At 39.6% G+C, this 22,632-nt stretch carries 18 protein-coding genes; 14 read left to right on the top strand and 4 right to left on the bottom strand.

Going from position 1 to position 22,632, the window contains the following annotated elements; genetic code table 11:
• Positions 1–58 precede the first annotated feature (58 nt).
• From AC3WVG_RS05115 to AC3WVG_RS05050, 14 genes are all read left to right on the top strand, one after another.
• A complete protein-coding gene (locus AC3WVG_RS05115) occupies positions 59–1,135 on the top strand; it encodes a protein-glutamate methylesterase/protein-glutamine glutaminase (protein WP_488797098.1) in 1,077 nt (358 codons plus the stop codon).
• 545 nt (positions 1,136–1,680) lie between these two features.
• Complete coding sequence (locus AC3WVG_RS05110) at positions 1,681–3,483, top strand: methyl-accepting chemotaxis protein (protein WP_488797097.1); 1,803 nt, start codon at positions 1,681–1,683, stop codon at positions 3,481–3,483.
• Between the two features lie 49 nt (positions 3,484–3,532).
• Positions 3,533–3,886 (top strand): STAS domain-containing protein, encoded by a 354-nt coding sequence (locus AC3WVG_RS05105; protein ID WP_488797096.1) that lies wholly within the window; start codon positions 3,533–3,535, stop codon positions 3,884–3,886.
• A complete protein-coding gene (locus tag AC3WVG_RS05100; RefSeq protein WP_252381027.1) occupies positions 3,887–4,252 on the top strand; it encodes a response regulator in 366 nt (121 codons plus the stop codon).
• An 88-nt stretch (positions 4,253–4,340) separates the two neighbouring features.
• On the top strand, positions 4,341–6,437 hold the full coding sequence (locus AC3WVG_RS05095) for a chemotaxis protein CheA (RefSeq protein ID WP_488797095.1): 2,097 nt from the start codon (positions 4,341–4,343) through the stop codon (positions 6,435–6,437).
• Between the two features lie 92 nt (positions 6,438–6,529).
• Positions 6,530–7,366 carry a CheR family methyltransferase gene (locus AC3WVG_RS05090; protein WP_488797094.1) on the top strand — a complete coding sequence of 279 codons (837 nt, stop codon included), beginning with the start codon at positions 6,530–6,532 and terminating at the stop codon, positions 7,364–7,366.
• Positions 7,367–7,500: 134 nt separating this feature from the next.
• The gene (locus AC3WVG_RS05085; protein ID WP_488797093.1) at positions 7,501–9,549 is read left to right on the top strand and encodes a methyl-accepting chemotaxis protein; all 2,049 of its coding nucleotides are present in this window, start codon (positions 7,501–7,503) and stop codon (positions 9,547–9,549) included.
• Positions 9,550–9,629: 80 nt separating this feature from the next.
• A complete protein-coding gene (locus tag AC3WVG_RS05080; protein WP_488797092.1) occupies positions 9,630–10,160 on the top strand; it encodes a chemotaxis protein CheW in 531 nt (176 codons plus the stop codon).
• Positions 10,161–10,468: 308 nt separating this feature from the next.
• Positions 10,469–12,241 carry an EAL domain-containing protein gene (locus tag AC3WVG_RS05075; protein ID WP_488797091.1) on the top strand — a complete coding sequence of 591 codons (1,773 nt, stop codon included), beginning with the start codon at positions 10,469–10,471 and terminating at the stop codon, positions 12,239–12,241.
• A 2-nt stretch (positions 12,242–12,243) separates the two neighbouring features.
• On the top strand, positions 12,244–12,537 hold the full coding sequence (locus AC3WVG_RS05070) for a hypothetical protein (protein ID WP_488797090.1): 294 nt from the start codon (positions 12,244–12,246) through the stop codon (positions 12,535–12,537).
• Complete coding sequence (locus AC3WVG_RS05065; protein WP_488797089.1) at positions 12,534–13,913, top strand: RAD55 family ATPase; 1,380 nt, start codon at positions 12,534–12,536, stop codon at positions 13,911–13,913. Before AC3WVG_RS05070 ends, AC3WVG_RS05065 begins: the two co-directional genes overlap by 4 nt.
• Before the next feature lie 705 nt (positions 13,914–14,618).
• Positions 14,619–16,319 carry a glutamine--tRNA ligase/YqeY domain fusion protein gene (locus AC3WVG_RS05060; protein WP_488797088.1) on the top strand — a complete coding sequence of 567 codons (1,701 nt, stop codon included), beginning with the start codon at positions 14,619–14,621 and terminating at the stop codon, positions 16,317–16,319.
• 393 nt (positions 16,320–16,712) lie between these two features.
• The gene (gene thiD, locus AC3WVG_RS05055; RefSeq protein WP_488797087.1) at positions 16,713–18,074 is read left to right on the top strand and encodes a bifunctional hydroxymethylpyrimidine kinase/phosphomethylpyrimidine kinase; all 1,362 of its coding nucleotides are present in this window, start codon (positions 16,713–16,715) and stop codon (positions 18,072–18,074) included.
• A 28-nt stretch (positions 18,075–18,102) separates the two neighbouring features.
• Complete coding sequence (locus AC3WVG_RS05050; RefSeq protein ID WP_488797086.1) at positions 18,103–18,447, top strand: hypothetical protein; 345 nt, start codon at positions 18,103–18,105, stop codon at positions 18,445–18,447.
• Between the two features lie 21 nt (positions 18,448–18,468).
• On the opposite strand, the gene proC is transcribed toward AC3WVG_RS05050, so the two are convergent.
• The 4 genes from proC to AC3WVG_RS05030 form a co-directional block, all read right to left on the bottom strand.
• Positions 18,469–19,269: a pyrroline-5-carboxylate reductase gene (proC, locus tag AC3WVG_RS05045; protein WP_488797085.1), complete on the bottom strand. Its 801-nt coding sequence runs from the start codon at positions 19,267–19,269 to the stop codon at positions 18,469–18,471.
• Positions 19,269–19,688, bottom strand: a complete 420-nt coding sequence (gene ndk, locus AC3WVG_RS05040; RefSeq protein ID WP_252381039.1) for a nucleoside-diphosphate kinase — start codon at positions 19,686–19,688, stop codon at positions 19,269–19,271. Before ndk ends, proC begins: the two co-directional genes overlap by 1 nt.
• 129 nt (positions 19,689–19,817) lie before the next feature.
• Positions 19,818–21,086, bottom strand: coding sequence for a divergent polysaccharide deacetylase family protein (locus AC3WVG_RS05035; RefSeq protein ID WP_488797084.1), 1,269 nt, complete (start codon positions 21,084–21,086; stop codon positions 19,818–19,820).
• A 97-nt stretch (positions 21,087–21,183) separates the two neighbouring features.
• Positions 21,184–22,467 carry a S41 family peptidase gene (locus AC3WVG_RS05030; RefSeq protein ID WP_488797083.1) on the bottom strand — a complete coding sequence of 428 codons (1,284 nt, stop codon included), beginning with the start codon at positions 22,465–22,467 and terminating at the stop codon, positions 21,184–21,186.
• Positions 22,468–22,632: the final 165 nt, after the last annotated feature.

Genomic DNA, 22,632 nt, shown 5'->3' with positions numbered 1-22,632 from the left:
TATGGACGCGTACAAGCACAGCAAGTAAAGGTCTAAAAATTTTAACTGTTCATAAATTATGTCTAAACCCATAAAAGTTTTAGTTATTGATGATTCTGCTTTGGTCAGACAAGTCATCTCTGAAGTTTTAAATAGCGACCCCGAAATCGAGGTTGTGGCGACAGCTCAAGATCCTTTGATTGCAGCACATAAGATGCGCAGGCAGGTCCCTGATGTGATCATTTTGGATGTGGAAATGCCTCGTATGGACGGCTTGACCTTTTTAAAAAAAATTATGTCTCAGCATCCTATTCCGGTGATAATCTGCTCTACTTTAACTGAACAAGGTGCTGAAGTTACCCTGAAGGCCATGGAATACGGGGCAGTGGAAATAATTCAAAAGCCTAAGCTAGGGACCAAGAAATTTTTACAAGAAGCAAAGATCATTCTCTGTGATGCTGTCAAGGCTGCTGCTAAAGTCAAACCTAAAAAGATTTGTCCTTCATCCTGGACCAAGGTTGAGGAGAAGAAGAGTGCTGATGTAGTTCTTCCTTTGACTAAATCCAAAATCACATTTGAGACTACGGACAGAGTGGTGGTTGTGGGGGCATCAACCGGTGGGACTGAGGCCATTCAACAATTTTTACAGTCCATGCCTCTTAACTGTCCGGGCATAGTCATTGTCCAGCACATGCCGGAAAAATTTACTACGGCCTTTGCTAAGAGACTGGATTCCATCTGTGCTATCACAGTCAAGGAGGCCCAGGATAGAGATACAGTCTTAAGAGGACATGCCCTGATAGCGCCAGGAAACAAACATATGCTTTTAAAGCGTAGCGGGGCTAAGTTCTATGTGCAGATTAAGGACGGGCCTCTGGTGTCCAGGCACAGGCCGTCAGTTGATGTTTTGTTTCGCTCCGCGGCAAGATATGCGGGCAGGAATGCAATAGGTGTAATTATGACAGGTATGGGAGATGACGGGGCCAAAGGAATGTTGGAAATGCATGAAGCCGGTGCCTATTGCATTGCCCAGGACAAGGATTCATGTGTTGTTTTTGGAATGCCCCAGGAAGCTATTAAGCTCGGAGGTGTGGACAAGGTTTTGCCTTTAAAAAGGATCCCTCAGGAAATTATGCGGGTAATTTCAACTAATTAGATTAGTTGAAATTACTTTAGTTTTTTCAGACTCTATTTGACGAAAATTTGAGAAGTTAATGGTTCAACTCCCTTTTATATCAAACTGTCATTACATTAGTGGAATCATACATGGTTTTATCTGCCTGATTATACATGAACATAATGTCCGTAATAATAATATCGTGAGTTTTTTATCCTTCCAACCTGCTCCTGAAACGTGAATAACCTCTTATTCCGTCACAACAATGCCACATCGGCCATAAAATTTTAATAAATTTTTTAATAATTGCAGTTAATAAAATCATTTCAACAATAGTTATCCCTAATTTATTTTTTATTTTTGTATTTAAGGAGATTATTGATGAGTCTGTAATGCATTGTTTTTGTTTCTTTTTAATTCAAAGTTAATTTTTATTGTTTCAGTAGATTGGAAGGTAGCTTGTTCAGGAAAGTTTAACTTGCAATATTCTTTTTCTTTTAGCAGAAATGAATTTATGAAGCTTGGTATATATAATGCTTGTATTTTTTTTGAAAAATGTGTATATATAGAATATGGGGACAGCTATGAATGAAATAAACTCCACAAAAAGAGTACAAGATTTTATTTTTAGGTGTAAAATTTTGCCTAAACTCGGCCAAGGTTTGGCCTCTTCCATTCAAGACAGGGAAAAAGATTTTCTCATGTTGGGAGAAAATCTTCAGCGTATAAATTCAAAAATTTTAGCTTTTAAAGAACAGGCCGAGGCGTTGGTCGGAGTTGCTGGAGGAGAAAAAACTAAAGGCATAGTTAAAGGACTGGAACAAGGGTTGGATAGACTGAAAAGAGGTTATGTTCAGACGAGTTACGATCGTGTTATTTCAGGTATGGCTAAAGAGCTTGAGCAGATAAAGGAACTTGGTGCTTATGTCCATAATTTTAAAAGGATTGTGCGCAGGCTACAGACTTTGGGGGTTTTTACTAGAATTGAAAGTGCCAGACTTGGTCAAGTGGGAATTGGCTTTGCAACATTAGCGGATGATGTTGAAGGACTAGCGCAGAAAATAGTAATCTATGGCCAGGAAATTTTACAAACAGCACAGTCACTGGGGAAAAAAGTTGATTTGGCTCAGGTACAAACTGTGGGGCTGAAAAACAGGCAAGATAAACTATTACGGAATGTATTTGTAAATTTAAATAAAAATTTAGAAGTACTAAAGAATTTACAGCAAAGTTGTGCGCAAATTGCCATGGAAGTGGAACAGGGAGCAAAAGAAATCGCAAATAAAATCAGCACGGTAGTCGCCTCTATGCAGTTTCACGATATTACCAGGCAACAACTGGAACATGTGCAGGAGGTTATTCTTGAAGTCTACTCTCTGCTTCAAGAAGTAGGTCAAGGGGATGATGAGCATAAGATGCTGGAGGTGGTGGCTTGGTTTAAAGAGGTAGGTGAATTACAACTTAGACAATTAAGATACGCTCGGGATAAATTTTATCAGGCTGTAGTGACTCTGTTAGGTAATTTAACAGGGATTCAAGCTGAAATAGCCAGGCTTCATAAGAGCCTGGCCAGCACTCATGGTTTTGAAAGAGAAGGAGGCGGAGTTAGTCTTTTGGAGGGAATAGGCCTGGGCATCAAAGATGTGGCCCAAGATATGCGTCTTGCAGTTCAGGAAAATGAACAGATTTCCGGAATGATGAATAGTGTTATTGAAAGTGTGAGTCAGATGAACGAATTTGTTGAATATATAGAAGAAGTGGGCTCGGAGATAGAACTCATCGCTTTAAATGCTAGTATCAAGGCTGCCCACACCGGAGATAAAGGAAGGGCTTTAGGGGTTCTGGCGGTGGCTACTCAAAAGCTGTCCATGGAGGCTAGAGAAAAGACAGATAATATTTCCAAGTTGTTGCAAGAGATAGTTAAAAACTCTCAACTATTAGCAAAAGATGTGGATGAAGAATTTGATCACGCCAAAGCTGATGAACTGATAGATTATTTGTCTCATCACATAAGCGAGCTTATTGGGTTGAACAAACAAGTTCAGGAAAACTTTTCCCATAATTCCCAGGTCTGTGAGGCTGTTCTAAATGAGATAAATAGAGTGGTTAATGAGATTGATTTCCATGAAAAGGTGGCAGCAGAGCTTGAAGGGTTGGAGCAAGAGTTAAGTCTTCTGGTCCGGGAAGCCGATGAGATTGTTCCGGCTGTTCATGGTGCGGGAAGCTCAGAAAGATTGAAAAAACTTTTATCCAGATACACCATGGAAAGTGAACGAATGATTCATAAATATAATATGCAGGCTGAAGAAGAACAAATTACTGTCGATGAAGATGAAAATGTTGAATTATTTAATGATGACTTTGATGAGAATGTCGAGTTGTTTTAACAGAGAGAGGTGAGCGGGATAAAAATTCCAAAAAATTCGTGAGGTTATCATGTGTGAATTTAAGATCATAGATGATGGAGATAGAGTTTATCTTAAGTTTAAAGGCGATTTGACCATAGAGCATGGAGAAAAGATTAAAGAGGGTTTAAATCAGGTTTTAACAAAGGGAAAAGATGTTGTTGTGGATTTAGATGACATGAGTAGGGTGGATCTGTGTTTTATTCAGGCGCTTTTAGCAGCACAAAAAAGCGCGTGGAATAGTCAACTGTCCTTTATGGTCAGCGAGAATGAAGCTTTAAAAAAGTATGCTCAGACTTTGGGTTGTATGTTGAAAAAGATGAGAGTTTTTTCTCCCGAGGTATTAAAGTTAGTAAAGAATAAAACAAACATTAAGGAGTTGTAGATGGCCAAGAAAATTATGACTGTTGATGATTCTGCCAGTGTGCGTCAGATGGTTTGCTTTACTTTAAAAGGAGCAGGCTATGAAGTACTTGAGGCAAAAGATGGTCAGGATGCCTTGGCTAAATTAACAGGCCCGCTAGACCTGATTATCACGGATTTAAATATGCCTAATATGGATGGGATTGAACTTATCCGCCAAGTCAGGTCCAAGCCCGGATTTAAATTTATTCCGATTATTATGCTCACCACTGAGTCTCAGACTGAGAAAAAGATGGAAGGTAAAAAGGCTGGCGCCACTGGCTGGATTGTGAAGCCATTTAAACCAGAGCAATTATTGGCTGTGGTTAAGAAAGTGTTGAAAGGATAGATAGGTTATTAACTCGAGTTTCTCAAAATTAATCTGTTTATTTTTAACCTATTGGCAATCAAGAACTTTTTGCCAAAAGAGGTAAATCATGTCTTTTCAGGATCAGGGTCGACAGGCCTTTCGGGAAGAGGCCTTAGAGCTTTTAGAAGAATTGGAGTCTTCCCTTTTGGAACTCGAAGAAGACCCGGATAACGAGGAGTTAATTAACAGGGTCTTTCGGGCCATGCATACTATCAAGGGCTCTGGGGCCATGTTTGGCTTTGACGACATCTCTAAATTTACTCACGAGTTGGAAACTGTTTTTGATCAGGTCAGGGAAGGTAAAATCGAGGTCAACAAAGAACTTTTAAACCTGACCCTTAAGGCCAGAGATTTGATTTTGGCTATGCTCGAAGGCCGTGATGCGGAAAATGATCTCCGGACTGAAGAAATAATTGCTGGTCTGCGCGAGATTGTACCTTGTGAAGCAAAAACAGAGGACTGTGATAAAAGAGAGTTGGAGAAGGCAAGGGCGGCAGGAGAAATTTTGTCTTATAGAATCAAGTTTAAGCCACACAGGGAAATTTTTTTAACCGGAGTTGATCCTGCGTCCTTGATTGAAGAGCTGTGTGCTTTGGGTCGTTGTAGAGTTATTATGCATACCGGGGATATTCCTGAATTGGATGATTTTAACCCGGAATTATGTTATGTGTGGTGGGATATAATTTTGACTACGGACCAGGGGTTGGACGCTATCAAGGATGTATTTATCTTTGTAGAAGATGATTGTGAGCTAATAATTGAACAAATTGATGTTCAGGATGTCGAAGGAGCGGGATATAAAAAAATAGGTCAAATTCTGGTGGAACGAGGAGATATTAGCCCTGAAGTGGTGGAAAAATTTTTGGAACTGCAGAAGCCTCTTGGTCAGCTTTTGGTGGAAGCCGGTCTTTTATCGCCACAAAAGGTGGAAGCTGCCTTGGCGGAGCAGGAAGAGATTCGTCAGGCTCAGATTCTGAGGAAAAAAAGCAAGTCATCCATTGTTTCCAGCATTCGCGTGCCAGCTAAGAAGTTAGATCATCTGGTAGATTTGGTGGGGGAATTGGTCATTGTCCAGGCCAGGCTCAGCCAGCTGGTTAGTTCCATGGAAGATCCACAATTAACAGCCTTGGCCGAGGAATTGGAGAGGTTAAGTGATGAGCTGCGGGATAGCACGTTAGAGATAAGAATGTTACCTATAGGGACTATTTTTAGTAAGTTTAGGCGTTTGGTCCGCGATCTCTCGCAGGAACTGGGTAAGGAAATTGAATTGGTCACAAAAGGAGCGGAAACAGAGCTGGATAAGACGCTAATTGAACGATTGAATGATCCGTTGGTCCATTTGCTCAGAAATAGTATTGACCATGGTATTGAGACGCCCGATGTGCGAAGGGCCAAGGGCAAACCTCCCCAGGGAACTGTGATCTTGGCTGCAGAACACTCAGGCGGTGAGGTGATTATCCGTATCATTGATGATGGGACAGGGATAGACAAGGAAAAGGTCAAAGCCAGGGCTGTCCAACAAGGAATAATTTCTGCTGATGCAGTATTGGACGATCAGGAGATTTATAGTTTGATTTTTGCACCTGGTTTTTCCACTGCCTCTCAAGTGACTAATCTGTCTGGTCGCGGAGTGGGGATGGACGTAGTAAAACGTAACATCGAGTCCTTGCGTGGGCGTATTCAGGTGGAGAGTGAATGGGGTAAAGGTACAACTATAACTTTGCGTCTCCCCCTGACTCTGGCCATAATTGATGGGTTGCAGGTCCAGATAGGCGAAGACTTTTTTGTTTTACCCCTTTCTGTTGTGGAGGAGTGTGTAGAACTAAAACGTCAACATGCAGTAACGCGAAAGCAAGATAGAATCATCAATTTAAGAGGAGAGATTGTTCCTTACATAGTTTTGCGGGATTGTTTTGATATACAAGGAAGACCGCCAGATATTGAACAGGTGGTCATTACTCGTGTTCAGGGAAGCCGCTTAGGTCTTGTAGTGGACAATGTAATTGGTGAGCATCAGACCGTAATCAAAAGTCTGGGGAGAATATATCGCGATGTACCTGGTATTTCCGGAGCTACAATCAAAGGCGACGGCAACATTGCCCTGATTTTAGATGTGTCGGATTTGATGTACTTGGAAACAAGTGTAGAAAGGACAACACATTAAAACTTATTTTTTTATTTATACTTGAGCCTTTTGGGCAATGATATTTTAGAAGATGTTTTATCGACAGATGATGACGGTGCCACCAATTTAGAATGTTTACTTTTAAGCAGATGTCCGATGATGAGTTTGAGCGGCTCAGAAGGTTTATTTATGAACGTCTGGGTATAAGTATACCTCGCTCCAAAAAGCCTATGCTACAAGCTAGGTTGCAGAAGAGGCTGAGGTATTTGAATCTTAATTCTTTTAAGGAATATTGTGATTATCTTTTTAAGTTAGAAGGTATTGAAGCTGAATTCCCTGAACTAGTGGATGCGGTGACAACCAATACCACGGAGTTCTTTCGCGAGTCCAACCATTTTGATTTTTTGATCAATTCCATCTTGCCCCAGTGGTTTAAGACTTACGGTTGTGAGCGAACTTTGCTTTTGTGGAGTGCTGGGTGCTCCACCGGTGAGGAACCTTACAGTTTGGCTATGGTCTTGCAAGATTTTGCTGAAAAAAATCCTGGATTTAATTTTTTTGTTCTGGCTACGGATATAAATACCAAGGTTTTGCAAAAGGCCGTTAAGGCTATTTATCCGGAAGAAAGTGCTTTGAAAATTCCATGGTCTTTAAAGAAGAAGTATCTTTTGAGAAGTAAGGATAGAAGCAAAAAAATGGTCCGCATTGCACCGGAGATCAGGGCCAAAGTCAGGTTCCGGCGGTTAAATTTTATGCGGGAATTTAAGCTCAGTGAGCCAGTGGATATTATTTTCTGCCGTAATGTATTTATTTATTTTGATCGCATCACTCAAAAAAGAGTTATCTTGCGTTTTTGTACTAACCTTATGCGTGGTGGTTATCTTTTTTTGGGACACTCTGAAAGTTTGGCCGGAATGCGATTGCCGTTGAAGCAGGTAGTCCCTAGTGTGTATCAGAAGATAGGCTAAGTATTAAACTTAAAAAAATTATAGGTGCAATGATGGTCGTAAGTCTTTCGGGAAAGTATTAAAAGACCAAATTTGGTTTTGTGTCTGGTTTAGATAATAATTTTTTATCATTTTCAACTCGAAAGGAGGAAGAAATGAAGAATATCAAGCTGGGGGTAAAATTGATTGGTGGGTTTACTTTAACGACCTTCATTGCTCTGGGAGTGGGCTTGGTGGGGCTTTATGTGGCTAAAAATCTCGAGAACCATATCCAGGAGGTGGGCAAGGTTAGTTTGCCCGCTGTGCGGTCGATATTGCAAATCAAAACAGAGACCACAGTTATAATGCAATCTTTGCGAACTTTGATTTCTCCTGATTTAACTAATGAAGAGCGAAATGAGGAATATGAAAATATAAGCAAGGCAAGAGAAAGATACCGAAAGGCATGGGCAATATATGATGAATTGCCTAAAACTTCTGAAGAGGAGGAGTTGTGGAAACGACTTGAAAAAGAAATAGAAGAATGGGTAAAAATTAATAATAGGGTCATTGAATTGTCCAAAAAGCTACAGGAAATGGACGTGTTGAATCCATACAAATTGAAAGAAGATTTACAGCGTTTCCGCGGTGATCATTATAAGCTTTTGGTGCAGTTGAACGAGCTTATTCATTTTGGTCATGAGTTTGAGGGGGGAGAAGACCCAACTAAATGTAATTTTGGGCAGTGGATACATGGTTTAAACACAAAAAACGAGCATATTAAAAAGATTATCCAGCTGATCAACCCTGTTCACAACAAGTTTCATCAGAACGTGGTCCGGGTAAAGTCGTTGGTGGCTCAGGGCAATATTGAAGCTGCGCAGGCCATTTTAGCAGAGATTCTCTACCCGGCTGCAAAGAAAACTTTAGAATACCTTCGAGAATTAAGGGTAGAGGCTCAAAAGTCAATGGATTTTCACGACCAGATGGACGATTTGGTGATGGTGGAGTCTAAGGCACAAAGGAAAGAGGTTTTTAGCTTGATAGATAAACTTGTGGATCTTAATATTCAAGAAAGTGACCAGGCCGTTAAAATATCTGAAGTTGATAGTAAAAACGGTATGACCATAATTATTATAGGTGTAGCTGTAGGTGTAATTATTGCTTTGCTTTTGGGTGTAATTTTGACCAAGGCAATAACCGGTCCAATTTTTAAAGGAGTCAGGTTTGCCCAAGCCATGGCAGAAGGTGATTTTTCTCAGAAATTGGATATTGATCAGAAAGACGAAATAGGTATTTTGGCCAGGGCCTTAAATGATATGGTGGAAAAATTGCGTTCAGTGGTGGCGCAAGTTCAGTCTGCCAGTGAGAACGTGGCCTCGGGTAGTGAGGAATTAAGTACTTCTTCCGAGCAGCTTTCTCAGGGAGCCACAGAACAGGCAGCCTCCTTGGAAGAGATCTCGACGAGCATGGAAGAAATGGCAGCAAATATCCGCCAGAATGCTGAAAACGCGCAACAAACAGAAAAAATTGCCATTAAAACTGCCCAGGATGCCCAAGCAGGCGGGGCTGCAGTGCAGGAGACAGTGGCGGCCATGAAGGAGATTGCTGAGAAGATTTCTATTATTGAAGAAATTGCCCGGCAGACAAACCTGTTGGCTTTAAATGCTGCCATTGAAGCGGCCAGGGCTGGAGAGCACGGTAAAGGTTTTGCAGTAGTGGCTGCAGAAGTACGTAAGCTGGCGGAACGAAGCGGGGCTGCAGCAGCAGAGATCAGTGAACTGTCTTCCTCAAGTGTTGACGTGGCTGAAAAGGCCGGGGAAATGCTTCAAAAGATTGTTCCCGATATTCAAAAGACAGCAGAGTTGGTTCAGGAGATCACCGCGGCTAGCAATGAACAAAATACAGGCGCTGAGCAAATCAACAAGGCTATCCAGCAGTTAGATCAGGTGGTACAACAAAATGCCTCCGCTGCCGAAGAAATGGCCTCTACCTCACAAGAAATGGCTTCCCAGGCCCAGCAGTTGCAGACTACCATGTCTTTCTTCCATATTGATATGGATAGCACAATCAATAAAAAACGACCGGTACAACAAACAACTTCTACTTCAAAACAGATAGGTGCAAGACAATCAGCCTCGTTCACCAAGTCAAACTTAGCTCCTGAAGGGATAGAACTGCAATTGGACGGTGACGAAGATGATAAAGAGTTTGAGAGGTTCTAAGTGTTTTCGAGAGAAATGGATTATGAGTAAAGAGGTAAGATTCTAGTTAAGTAAATAGGATAAAAAATGAGGTTATAAATATGGTCGAAGACAAGAAGGGCATAGCTATAAATCAATACCTGACCTTTTTTTTGGATGAAGACCTTTTTGCTTTGGACATTGCTTCTGTGCGTGAGGTTTTGGATTGTACAAATATTACTCGCATTCCCAAGACACCGGAATTCATGCGCGGAGTGATTAATTTACGAGGCAAAGCCGTCCCTGTCGTGGATTTGCGTTTGAAATTCGGTATGGGCGAGACTGAGCGAACCGTGAATACTTGTATCATAATTGTGGAAGTCGAAATTGATGGAGAGAAAACCATTATGGGTGCCTTAGCAGACTCTGTGCAAGAGGTTTTTGAGCTGGATCCGGAAACTATTGAAGCTCCACCAAAACTGGGAACTAAAATTCGCAGTGATTTTATCAAGGGTATGGGTAAATATAATGATAAATTTATAATAATTTTAGATGTTAACAAAGTGTTTTCAGTTGAAGAGTTGTCTCTGGTCCAGGAAGTTCAAGGGGAAGACAAAGAGCAGATTGTTCAATGTGAAGAAAGTGAAGTATAGGTGCAAAAGCGGGGCACCACCCCCGCTTTTTTTGTATGTGGTTATTATCTTAATTTTAAAATTTAGTTTTCAAATTCGGTAACACAAAATATTTTTTTAATATTTAGTTTCTAGGGCATAGCGTTTTCTTTTCCTGAATATAGCTAGTATATTCTTAGGAAAACTCTAATTCTGTCTTGACTAAGAAATTATCTGCAAAATTTCAGTCAGAAGAAAAAGTTGGAAATCAGGTAGTAATTTTATCCTATCTGTAAATAGCTTGGTGTATAGATAGAGTTTTTATCGGATAAGGTAAAGGGGATTGCTTAATGAATGTTATAGAAGCTCTTAATATTATAAGAGATTTTACACCAATAAGTTCATTTAGTCCAAGCGTTACTCATGAACTTATTTTAAAAGAACCATTTGAGAATCTTTTCCAAAAGTTGAATATAGATTCCTTGGCATTTACTTTTAAAACAAAAAATCAAATAGAAATGTTGTTTGTTTTGCCACGCAATGAAATAGATGATAAATCAGATAATATAGAAATGAAGAAAAAAATAATTTTGGAGCATATAAAATTTATAGGATTTGATATTTGTGAAGAAAATAAAAAGTTGACTGAGGAAATAATAAATCTAGAAATAGATAAAAATAATAGAAACAAGACAGGAATTATCACTATACCATATGCGTTGCCGAATATGGAAACTGAGTTTTTTCTTTCTGTTTTTGTAGACAATTCTGGGGTTGATGAAGTAAGTTTAGTTATTCTGTCAAATATTGGTTTACAATTAGGTTTTATGTTTTTGGTGAGATCCACTGGTAAAAAACTGGCCGCTGTAAGTGAGAGAGATACTCTTACTGGATTTTATACTAGAGAAACATTGTTTAAATTGATAGAGTTTGAAATCAAAAAGGCCAAAATTGCGAATCAGCCCATGACTATTGCTCTTTTAAATATTGATAATATTCAACTTATAAATGCCAAATATGGTGTAATAGTAGGAGATAACGTAATAAAAGCTGTCGGTAATATGATTAAGAGACATTTAAGAGAAGCTGATATTGCTGGTAGATTTGCCGGCGATGAGTTTTTGATATTAAGTCCTCTTACAAACATTGAAGAAGCTTATGATTTTTATGAACAATTTAGAAAAAAGGTGGAGAAAGCTAATATATTAAATGATAAGAAAATTAGGATAACCGTAAGTATGGGTTTAATAGAGGTACCAAAGACAATAGATAGTTTGGGAGATGTTGAGTCAGCTTTACGTGTTGCCGTAAAAAAAGCAAAAGGGCGGGGAAAAAATAATGTTCAGGTACTAAAATCTAAAGATGAAATCAAAAAATTTCACAAAAAAATTGTTAGTGGGTTTGAGTTTATAAAGTCGAAAATTTTAAACAAAGAAGTTTATCCTTTTTTTCAACCAATACATAATCTAAAAAGTGGAAACATTTTGGGATATGAAGCTTTGGCAAGAGTTAAAGTAGATAATGAATATAAATCCATATATGCTTACTTTGAAGTTTTGGATGAACTTGGCCTATGGGGTGAATTAGATAAAATAATAATAGATAAAGTCTTTCGCTTAAAGAAAGAGACAACGATTTTTAATGGAAAACGCATTTTTATAAATCTTTCCGGCAGATTTTTACTTTTTGGTGAAAATAGAAAATGGTTTTTAAATATAGAAGAAGAGTATCATATAAATCCAAAGGATGTTGTTTTAGAAATAACCGAAAGAGAATATATAAATGATATTTTTACGATAGCTACTTTTTTAAACCAATTAAAAGAAAAGGGTTATAATATTGCAATTGATGACTTTGGTAGTGGTTATTCTTCTTATGAATACATAAAATTGCTAAATCCACATATAATAAAAATAGACGGTTCTTTAATTAAAGATTGTGTAAATCAACGTATAGATTTAAAAATCATTTCTAATATAACGTCGCTTTGTAAAGAACTGGGAATTTCTGTTGTTGCCGAGTGGATAGAAAACAAGGCTATACTTGAGAAGTTAAAAGAGGTGGATATTGACTATGGTCAAGGATTTTATTTGTCACGTCCAAAGAATTTATTTGGAGATTAGATATGGAATTAGAGATAGAGAAATTAAATCTCATATTTGATGAGATGGGAAAAATGGTTGGGACGATTTCAACATTTACACTTTTTCAGAAAGCTCGTGAAGTAGAGGTTAAGAATGAAAACAGCTTTGCTTCTTCTATGACAATAAGTGAGAGAGGACTTTTATTTTTAGGAGAACAGAGTTTTTCTTTGGAAGAGATAGAAGGGTTTAAAGAAACGTTATTCGAAAAGATAAAGCTAGCCATAGGCGTTCCTTTTGCTGAAAAGATTGAAAGATGTCAGGAGAAGACAAAATGATTTTAGATATACCGTATCTTCAAGACAAGATATTAAACCAACAAGTAATAGAAAACTCTCTTGTAGTTATAAAAGGTGAACCGGGAACAGGGAAAACTACTTTTTGTTTTCAATGGATGTTTAATCTTGCCAGGATTAGACGAAAATCCCTTTACATAGGGACGGTTTCTGAGCCGTCATTAAAGCTTATATTCGATATGTCAAATTTTATGTTTTTTGATAAAAGGTTGTTGGATTGTATCAATGTTGTTTCATTGGAAAAAAATATTTTTTCAGATAGTAATAAATCGAATTTACTTAATACCATAGAAGAATTTGTGCGTGAATATGATCCGGATATAATATTTATAGATAGTTTTAAGGCGTTGGAAGATATATTAAAACAGGATGATCTTGTGAGGAAGATAGTCTATACTTTATCTATCAAATCTTATCTTGAAAATAAAACTGTTGTGTTGGTAGGAGAGTATGCACATAATCGTTCTTCAGTATTTTCTATAGCAGATATAATTTTTAATATGGAAAAAACTAGTGTTTCAAATACAGAAAGACGATATTTTAGTATAGATAAATTTAGGGGTAGTGATTTTTACCAAGGTAAACATCCTTTTGTCATAACAGAAGAAGGAATAAAGGTTTTTCCAAGGATAAAATCTTCCCCCTATAATAAAGAAATATCAATAAGAGATAGGTTAAAAGTAGGGATACCTACTCTGGATAAGTTGCTTGGTGGTGGCTTAATAAAAGGAACAATAGCACTTATAAAGGGAGAACCGGGAACAGGAAAAACAACTTTTTGTTTTAAATTTTTAACTGAAGGGGCAAAAAAGGGTAAAAGAGGGCTGCATATATCGTTTCAGGAGTCATCGCCTTTAATAATTGAGTTCATGGAAAATCTAGGAATGAATGTAAGAGAATATATCGATAAGAATCTTCTTGATATTAAATTTATAAGTCCTGTTGAAGTAGATCCGGATATCGTTTCCTTTGAAATAATAAAGTTGGTTAAGGAAGGAAACTATAGCAGGGTAACTATTGATTCTATATTCGATCTTGTTTCAAGAGTAATAGATCCTTTAAGGATGAAGGATCTTGTATATTCTCTGGTTCATGAATTCAGAAGACTAGGTATAACTTCTATTTTCACTAAAGAGATTGTTCCGGGACATGTTGAAGATTATGGTATATCTTATATAGCAGACACCTATATTCAGATGCAATACTTAGCATCTGATGCAGAGATAAAAAGAGTGATTGGTGTAATCAAATCAAAGGGGAGTGATATAGACAACCACTTTTATGAATTTAAGATAGAGAAAGGTGGCATAAATATACTTCATCCTATAAATTCGGATATTAATTGGTCTATTTTTTAAATAAAATGATAGTAAAAAATCTAAACACAAGGTTTTTCAAAGTGCACCCGCTAGATATTTCAGTCCAAAAAGTTTTCTCTTTCCCGTCATTTACGAGTCCCGCTTTAGGCTGGTCTTTTTGGCGGTAAAGGATCTCTATCGTAGCGAACGAGATTCTTCGCTTCTCTCGGAATGACATAATCAGAATATTTAGCGGGTGCACTCGTTTTTCAATATCTTGAAGGGATAAAACCATACCCTGGAGGCATCCTTTCATTATTGTTTGGTTAAGCTTATCCAAACTCGTATATGTTCCTTAAGATTAGCCGTACAAAAATTTCATGTCTCCTTCTATTCTATTTATCTGATGTTGGCCAATATGCCAATAATTGGCCCTGCGAAGAAAATATCTCAGCGGATACTCAAAATACACCTTTTTTAGATTAAACTTTTCTGCTCCAAAGTTGCTTGGGTGGGTAGAAATTAGGCGACTGGAATTTCAGTTAATACAGTAACTAAATTCCAGATAAGTAAAAACAAGGTTTATTATTAGATTTTGTTTTTTGGCAGACCGTTCATACCTTGTCCTGATTGAAGAAGTAGCCTATAAGCAAACTTGCTTTTGATATTAATCCGGTTCAGGGCAATTTTTACCATAAAGGTGAAAAGAGAATAAATTATAATCATTAACGAGTCATGAATCACGAATCATTGGAGGAAGGTTGGATGACCAAAAATGAGAAACCAAGGCCATCAAATTTTATTCGGGATATAATTGAAGAAGATTTAAAGACCGGAAAGCATAAGACTGTCATTACCCGTTTTCCGCCAGAACCCAACGGCTATCTGCATATTGGCCATGCTAAGTCTATTTGTCTTAATTTTGGCGTGGCCAGGGATTATGGAGGTCGATGTCATCTGCGTTTTGATGATACCAACCCAAAGAAAGAAGATCCTGAATATGTACGGTCGATCATGGAGGATGTCCGCTGGTTGGGTTTTGACTGGGGCGAGCATCTCTACTTTGCCTCGGATTATTTTGATAAAATGTATGCGTATGCAGTTGAGCTCATTAAAATGGGTAAGGCCTTTGTTTGTCACCTGAGTCCTGAAGAAATGCGCCGTTATCGAGGTACTTTAACCGAGCCAGGAAAAGAGAGTCCATATCGAAATCGCAGTGTTGAGGAAAATCTGGACCTTTTTGAGAGGATGAAAAACGGGGAATTTGCTGAAGGCGAATGCGTACTACGCGCCAAGATTGATATGGCCTCGCCAAATATCAATATGCGCGATCCGGTAATCTATCGTATTGTTAAGGCTAGTCATCATCGCACTGGTGATAAATGGTGCATTTATCCCACGTATGATTTTGCCCATTGCCTGTCAGATTCTATAGAGGGTATTACTCACTCCTTGTGTACTCTGGAATTTGAAGATCACCGGCCACTTTATGATTGGTTTCTAGACGAATTAAAGGTTGAGTGCCATCCCCAGCAGATCGAATTTGCCCGTCTGAATTTAAACTATACGGTTTTGAGCAAGCGTAAGCTCTCTCAACTGGTTGATGAGGGGCATGTTCAGGGCTGGGATGATCCAAGAATGCCCACTATTTCCGGTATGCGCCGCAGGGGCTATACTCCCGAGTCCATCCGGGACTTTTGTGACCGAATTGGTGTGGCCAAAAGTGATAATATCGTGGACATGGCCCTTTTGGAGCATTGTATACGCGATGATTTAAACAAAAAAGCCCCAAGATTTATGGCTGTGTTAAACCCTCTAAAGGTCGTTATTACCAATTATCCGGAAGATGTTGTGGAAGAACTAACAGCGATCAATAATCCGGAAGATGAATCCATGGGGACCCGCAAGGTGCCCTTTTCCAGGGTAATTTATATAGAACGCGACGATTTTCGAGAAGACCCTCCCAGAAAGTTTTTTCGTCTGGCTCCTGGAAGAGAAGTGCGGTTAAGGTATGCTTATTACATTACCTGCCAGGAGGTAGTCAAAAATGAGCAGGGCGAGATTGTTGAGTTAAGATGTACTTATGATCCGGCTACCAAAGGAGGTTACTCGCCTGATGGCCGGAAGGTCAAAGGCACCATCCATTGGGTCAGTGCTGAACACGCTGTTAAGGCGGAAGTACGTCTTTATGATCGCTTGTTTATTAAACCTAACCCTGCTGAAGATGAGAAAAAGGGGATTAGTTTTAAGGAATATATCAATCCTGATTCCTTAAAGATACTTAAAAACTGTTTATTGGAGCCAAATCTTGCCCAGTGTAAACCGGGTGATAGGGTGCAGTTTGAGAGGTTGGGATATTTTTGTGTTGATCCGGACTCGCAAGAGAATCATCTCATATTTAACCGCACCGTGACTTTGCGAGATTCCTGGGCCAAGATTGAGAAAAGGCTAGCAGGGAAACGGTAAAGCGGTCGAAGCGGGGGAAGATAGTATAGAGAAAAAGCTTATAAAGCCAAAGTCTGTGGCCGACCCTTTATATCAACTCAATTTCCATGGTTTATTTCGGTCTTGGTTTCTTTCATGCTGGTACAAAAACTTGGACCCATCTAAAATTTGCTTGCGGACAGAGCATAAAGGGATACTTTGGGTAAACAAATATTCTTTTTATTATCGATAGTTATGGTCAGTATCGCAAAATATTTAGCCCATTCATCCCGATGCTCTGTTTTTCCGCTAGCTTCTCTAAGATGGGTTACCCAAGCCGCTTGTAATGCATTTCAGAAACCAAGACTTTCAATCAGTGGCTGGCCACAGGCTCTATAGAGTTTATTGATGTTGTTAAGATATTAGAGGTTATCAATGCAGCCAAAATGTATTCTGACTATTGCTGGCTCTGATTCTGGCGGTGGCGCAGGAATTCAGGCCGATTTAAAGACCATTACTGTCCTGGGTGGCTATGGTTTATCAGTTATTACTGCCTTGACTGCTCAAAATACAAAAGGAGTTGAGGGAATATCTGCAACTGAATCCGGATTTGTGTCAAAGCAATTGCAAACAGTACTTTCTGATTTTCCTGTGGCCGCAGCTAAGACAGGGATGCTTTTTTCTTGTCAAGTTATTGAAGAAGTTAGTCAGGGTTTAAAAGATAAAAACTTTCCTTTGGTAGTAGACCCGGTGTGTGTAAGTGGGTCGGGGCAGAGTCTTTTAGAGCAAAAAGCAGTCGGGTTATTGAAGGAAAAGATTTTGCCCCTGGCTGATTTGCTTACCCCGAACAGGTTTGAGGCAGAGATTTTATCGGGAGTCGCTTCTATTGAGGGGGAAGAGGAGCTGTTTTTGGCTTTAGAAAGATTGCTTGCCTTAGGCCCTGGAGCTGTACTTTTAAAAGGAGGGCATTTTGAGGGGCAGGATATGGTTGACTGGCTAGGCATAAAAGGCAAGGATCCTATGCCTATCAAGCGTCCCAGAATTTTTACCAAAAATACTCATGGCACTGGGTGTACCTTGTCTGCAGCTATCGCCACGTTTTTAGGGCAAGGACTTGAACTTTTCCCGGCAGTGGAAAAGGCGCGTGATTATTTACAACTTACGCTAAATGCTGGTTTTGATCTGGGGGCAGGAACTGGGCCGGTTAACCATCTGGCACCACTTATAAAGCTTAAGCTTAAGAAGCGGGTGACTAAAGAACTTCTAGGTGTGAGACGAGAGATTTTAAAACGGGAAAATTTTCATCTTCTTATTCCTGAAGTGCGTATGAATATTGCTCTAGCGCTGCCCTGGCCGGAAAATATAGATGATGTGGCTGCTTTTGAAGGACGTATCTCCAACACATCCGACGGACAGGTGATTGTGGGCTGGCCGGCATTTGGGGCGTCCAGCCACATGGCTAAAGTTGTTCTGGCCGCCAATAGGGTTAATCCTAGGGTCCATTGTGCAGTAAATATCAGATATACGCAGCAGATAGTTGAGGCAGTAGAGAAGGCTGGCTTTACTTTAGCATGGTTTGACCGTCGGGATGAGCCCAAGGACTTAAAGGAAAAAGAGGGTTCTACCCTGGAGTGGGGCACGTATGCGGCGTTATCTAACCATCCTCATCCGGAGCAGGTTGTAGCCATCGCAGATAAGGGCGAGGTAGGTAAAGAGCCCATGATCAGGATAGTGGGTGAAGATACACAGGATATTGTTCATAAGTTGGATAAGATACTTCTAAGGCTGAAAGCTTAAAAAAAACAGACAGTTAACAGGGAAAACCATGGCCTCAAAGTATGATAAACTAAAGAAAATTTTTGACCAGTGTGAGTGGGCAGAGAAGTATTTTGAAACTCTTCCCGAGAACAGAGATGAAGTGCGTTATGAATGGGCGGAAGAGGATGCCGATTATGCCCGTCCGTTTTTTACTACCGGAATTTTGAAAGAAAAGACTTCTGCGGTGAAAAGAAGCCTTTATCTTGGTCAGGATGAAAATGGGGCCTGGAAGTTATGTGTATGCGAAGTTACCTGCGATGACTTTGATCCCAGGGAGGTTGCCAGGGGGCTCGTTCACATGCTGGATGTTTCCAAAGTCGTTGAGGCAAATAAAAAGAAAGGGCTGCACTGATTGTAGCCCTTTCTTGCCCTTTTAGTCCCCCAATTCTTTGCTTCTCTTACAGGCTGCCTCTACAGCTTCGATGATAGCCGCCTTAACTGTCTTTTGATCCAGTTTGTTTAACCCAGCAATAGTGGTCCCGCCTGGAGAGGTGACCATTTCTTTTAATTCAGCCAAATGCCGGTCACTGTTTTGGACCATGTGTATCGAGCCTTCAAACAGTGCATAGACCATTTTTCTGGCCACATCTCGAGGCAGGCCAAAGGTAAGACCTGCATCTATAAAACTGTCCAAAAGATAAAAAACATAGGCTGGCCCGGAACCAACCAGCGCGGTGAAGATATCGAAGTATTCTTCTTTAAGGATATGTACCTCTCCTAAAGTGGCAAATAAAGAGGTGATAAAGTTTTGATCGATGTTTTGGGTCAGGTCATGATCAAAGCATAAGGCAAAAACTCCCTTGCCCACAAGGGCTGGAGTATTGGGCATAACCCGTACCACAGGGCATATATTATTGCTCCACTTGATCAGCTTTTTTAGTTTTATCCCCGCAGCAATAGAGATAAGGCATTTTTTTTCATTTAGATGGTCTTTGATCTCCCGAACAACATTTTTTAATACCTGCGGTTTTACTGCCAGAACGATGTAATCGGAATGTTCGATCAAATCGGTTATGCTTTGCCAGGAGATAAATTTAATATTTTGAGCAAGGTTGTTTATTTTCTCCTGGTCTAGATCAAAGGCGTGAATTTCCAGGTCTTTTCGGGGGGCAAGGCCCCTTATAAGGGCCCCGCCCATATTACCCGCACCAATAAAGCCTATTTTTTTTAGCATTAGCCAACTATCTCCAACTGGTTAAAGAAGTAGGCAATCTCTGTGGCTGCAGTTTCCGGGGCATCAGAACCATGTACAGAGTTTTTTTCAATATCCAGAGCAAATTTTTTGCGGATGGTCCCTTCCTCGGCATTGGCTGGATTGGTTGCGCCCATGAGCTGTCTGTATTTATTAATGGCATCTTCGCCTTCCAGGACAGAAACAACAACAGGACCAGAGGACATATATTCTGTTAGACTGTCAAAAAAAGGTTTGTCTTTGTGCACGGCATAAAAGCCTTCGGCTTCTTTTTTAGTTAATCTGATCATCTTCATGGCAACTATTTTCAGACCAGCATCCTGAATCATCTTTAATATCGCCCCTTGCAGATTCCTCTGCACAGCATCCGGTTTAATAATAGAAAGAGTTCTCTCGACCATTTTATCCTCCGTTAAGTTTTTTTTTTGCGCTTCCTACAAAGTGTTGGCTGAAAGTGCAAGTTTTGTATCTTATATCTGAAGATTCCGTTCCATTAACGATTCTTAATTACTCAACGATTTTATCTAAACTCAGAATCCAGAAATTTTTATTTTAAGTAGATCTCTAACTTGAACTACTCGCACAGATGTATTCCTTATCTTTTCCCACTCCTGGAGGGCTTTTAATGTTTGAGCATAGGGATGACCTATGGCTATGGCCGTACCCTTTCTTAAGGCGACGTTCTCGGCCTTTTGTAATTGAAATAAAATAGCCTTTTCTTCTTGAACATTATCCAAAAAGACGTGACGCTGTAAATAGGGGATATTTTTTTCTCTGGCCAGGATTTTGGCTACACTTTTGGAAGTTGTCAGACTGTCTACGAAAAAAAGTCCTTTTTTCTTGATTTCATCAAAGAGCACCCCCATGCTTTCTTTGTCACTGGTAAAGCGAGACCCCATATGGTTATTAATACCCACTGCGCCATGAACCTGTTGTAGATCATCGATAAAAGTTGATTTTATTTGCACGGGCCCTAAATGTACAAACAAAGCGCCTGGTCCTGGATTTGCCCGATCAGGATATCCATTCGGCTCCATGGGTAGGTGAAGCATGAGTTCAATTTGCAACCTTTTTGCCAGAGAACATACTTCTTTGGTCCTGGTATTATAAGGTAGCACTGAAAACGTGATAGGAAAGTCAAGGCGGGCCAGACTCTGGGCATAATGGATGCTTTCCCCCAGATCATCAATAATGATGGCTAGATAACCGATTTTTTCACCAGGGGAAGGAAGAAAGGGCTCAATTTCTATATTTAGAATATGTGTTTTTTGACCATCTATGACAATGGTCCATTGGTTGCGATTTTGTGATATCAGCCTGGTATTACCAACAAAGTCGTCCAAGTTTTTTTGTAATCTTTTAAAAAAGATAGAACTTTTTACAGGGAGATAGACAGATATATTTTGAAAATGAAACGGGCTGCCGTGAAAATATCTAGTTTCAATGTTTTTATGTTCAAGCTTAGCCCCTTGTTTGGACCAGGTAACAATGGTCTGCAAAATAGCCAGGTCTGCCTGGCGTACTTTTGCATCAAATTCCTGGCCGATTTTTTCTTCATAGACATACGGTTTCTTTTTTGCCGGAGAGAAGGTTTTGGGAGTCTTATATGGAGAACTGGATTTTGTGCTTTTTTTGATTTGGGTGGAATGGCGAGTGATTTTGTGTTTTGGGGGCAGCAGAAGAACAGTGACCAGAGCAACAAAAGTTAAGCCCACGATGGAAATAAGTAAAAAATTTTTGAACTTGTTGGATTTATTTTTTTTGCGCGAGGATTTTTTTTTAGATGACTTGGCTGGCATTGTATAAGCTTTAAGTTCAAAGGTAATTGCTGAAAGCTGAAAGGATACAATGCTTCCTTCCAGCTTTCAGCTTGGGGCGTCTTTCACGCTTTAATATTTATTTGGTTTTTAAAGCCTTTATAGTAGGCAGAGTCTTGACAAGTTCGAGAGCCATACGCAGTTGGTTGTCTTTTTCCAACATTTCCTTAGCTTTTAGTTTTTCTCTCTTTTCTTTTTCTTTATCATTTTTCTTATCAGGATTTTCCAGGTGTTTGGTCAGGTTTTCTTCTCTGAATGCATGGTTGTTGGTACCTTTTGGACGAGGTGGTTCAAAGGGGATATTCAGGTCAGGTTCAACGCCTTCGGCCTGAATGGACCGACCTTTGGGAGTGTAATAGAGAGCGACAGTCAACTTAATGGCGGAACCATCAGATAAAGGAATAATAGTTTGTACCGACCCCTTACCAAAGGTCTTTTCTCCCAGAAGCAAAGCTCTTTTCTGATCTTTTAGGGCACCGGCCACAATCTCAGATGCAGAAGCAGAACCAGCATTGATGAGCACAACCAAAGGACAGGTAACATCATCTTTTTGTTTGTGGGCAAAATATTCTTTTCTGCTCTCTTTATTTCGCCCCTGGGTGTAGACAATTAACCCGTCTGATAAAAAGAGATCAGATACAGACACAGCTTGATCCAACAACCCTCCAGGATTGTTGCGGAGATCTAAAATAATACCCTTTAAGTTCTGTTTTGTTGTATATTTTTGAATCTCTTTTTTGAGTTCTTTTGTAGTGTTGGCCTTAAAGTCAATGATGCGTAAATAGAGATAACCTGGTTCCAATTCTTTGCTTTTAACTGAGTGAATGGGAATGGTATCGCGAATGATCTTGACCTTGACAGGCTTTTGCGCGTCTTTGTGCAAAATCGTCAGTTCTACAGGTTCTCCTTTGGGACCACGGATTTTGTTCACTGCTTCTGTCAGGGTTATACCTTGAGTTGATTCTCCATTAATTTCCAGAATAAGATCGCCAGCTTTTAGGCCGGCCTTGTAGGCAGGTGTATCTTCAATGGGAGCAATAACCATTAATTTTTTATCTTTCATACCAATGTGGATCCCTATTCCGCCAAACTCGCCAGAAAATTCTTCCTGCATGAGCTTGAATTCATCTAAATCTATGTAGGATGAGTGCGGATCCAATTCCTGAAGCATCCCCTGAATGGCGCCTTTGATAAGTTCCTGACGATCCTTTTTCTGGACATAATTTTGTTCAATGAGGTGCAGAACCTGACTGAAACGTTTTAGAGCTTCATAATTACTGCTATTTTTTGCTAAGCTGGAGCCTGGAGTAAGACTAAAAAGGACCAAAAGAACTATAGTTCCCAGGATGTGACCCAAACGCATAATTTCCTCCGTTTTCATAAAATTAGTCACAATGTTCAATGTTACAAAGCATAGGGTATAAAATTTAAGGAATAAGGCTCATGGTCTAAGGCTTAAGATAGTAGAATATAAAATTTTAAAAGAGTTTGAGGATGAAGTGCTGCGCCAATCTTCCAAGTTTTAAAC

Source organism: Desulfovulcanus sp., from assembly GCF_982781345.1.
This window is presented reverse-complemented; position numbering and strand designations above follow the sequence as displayed.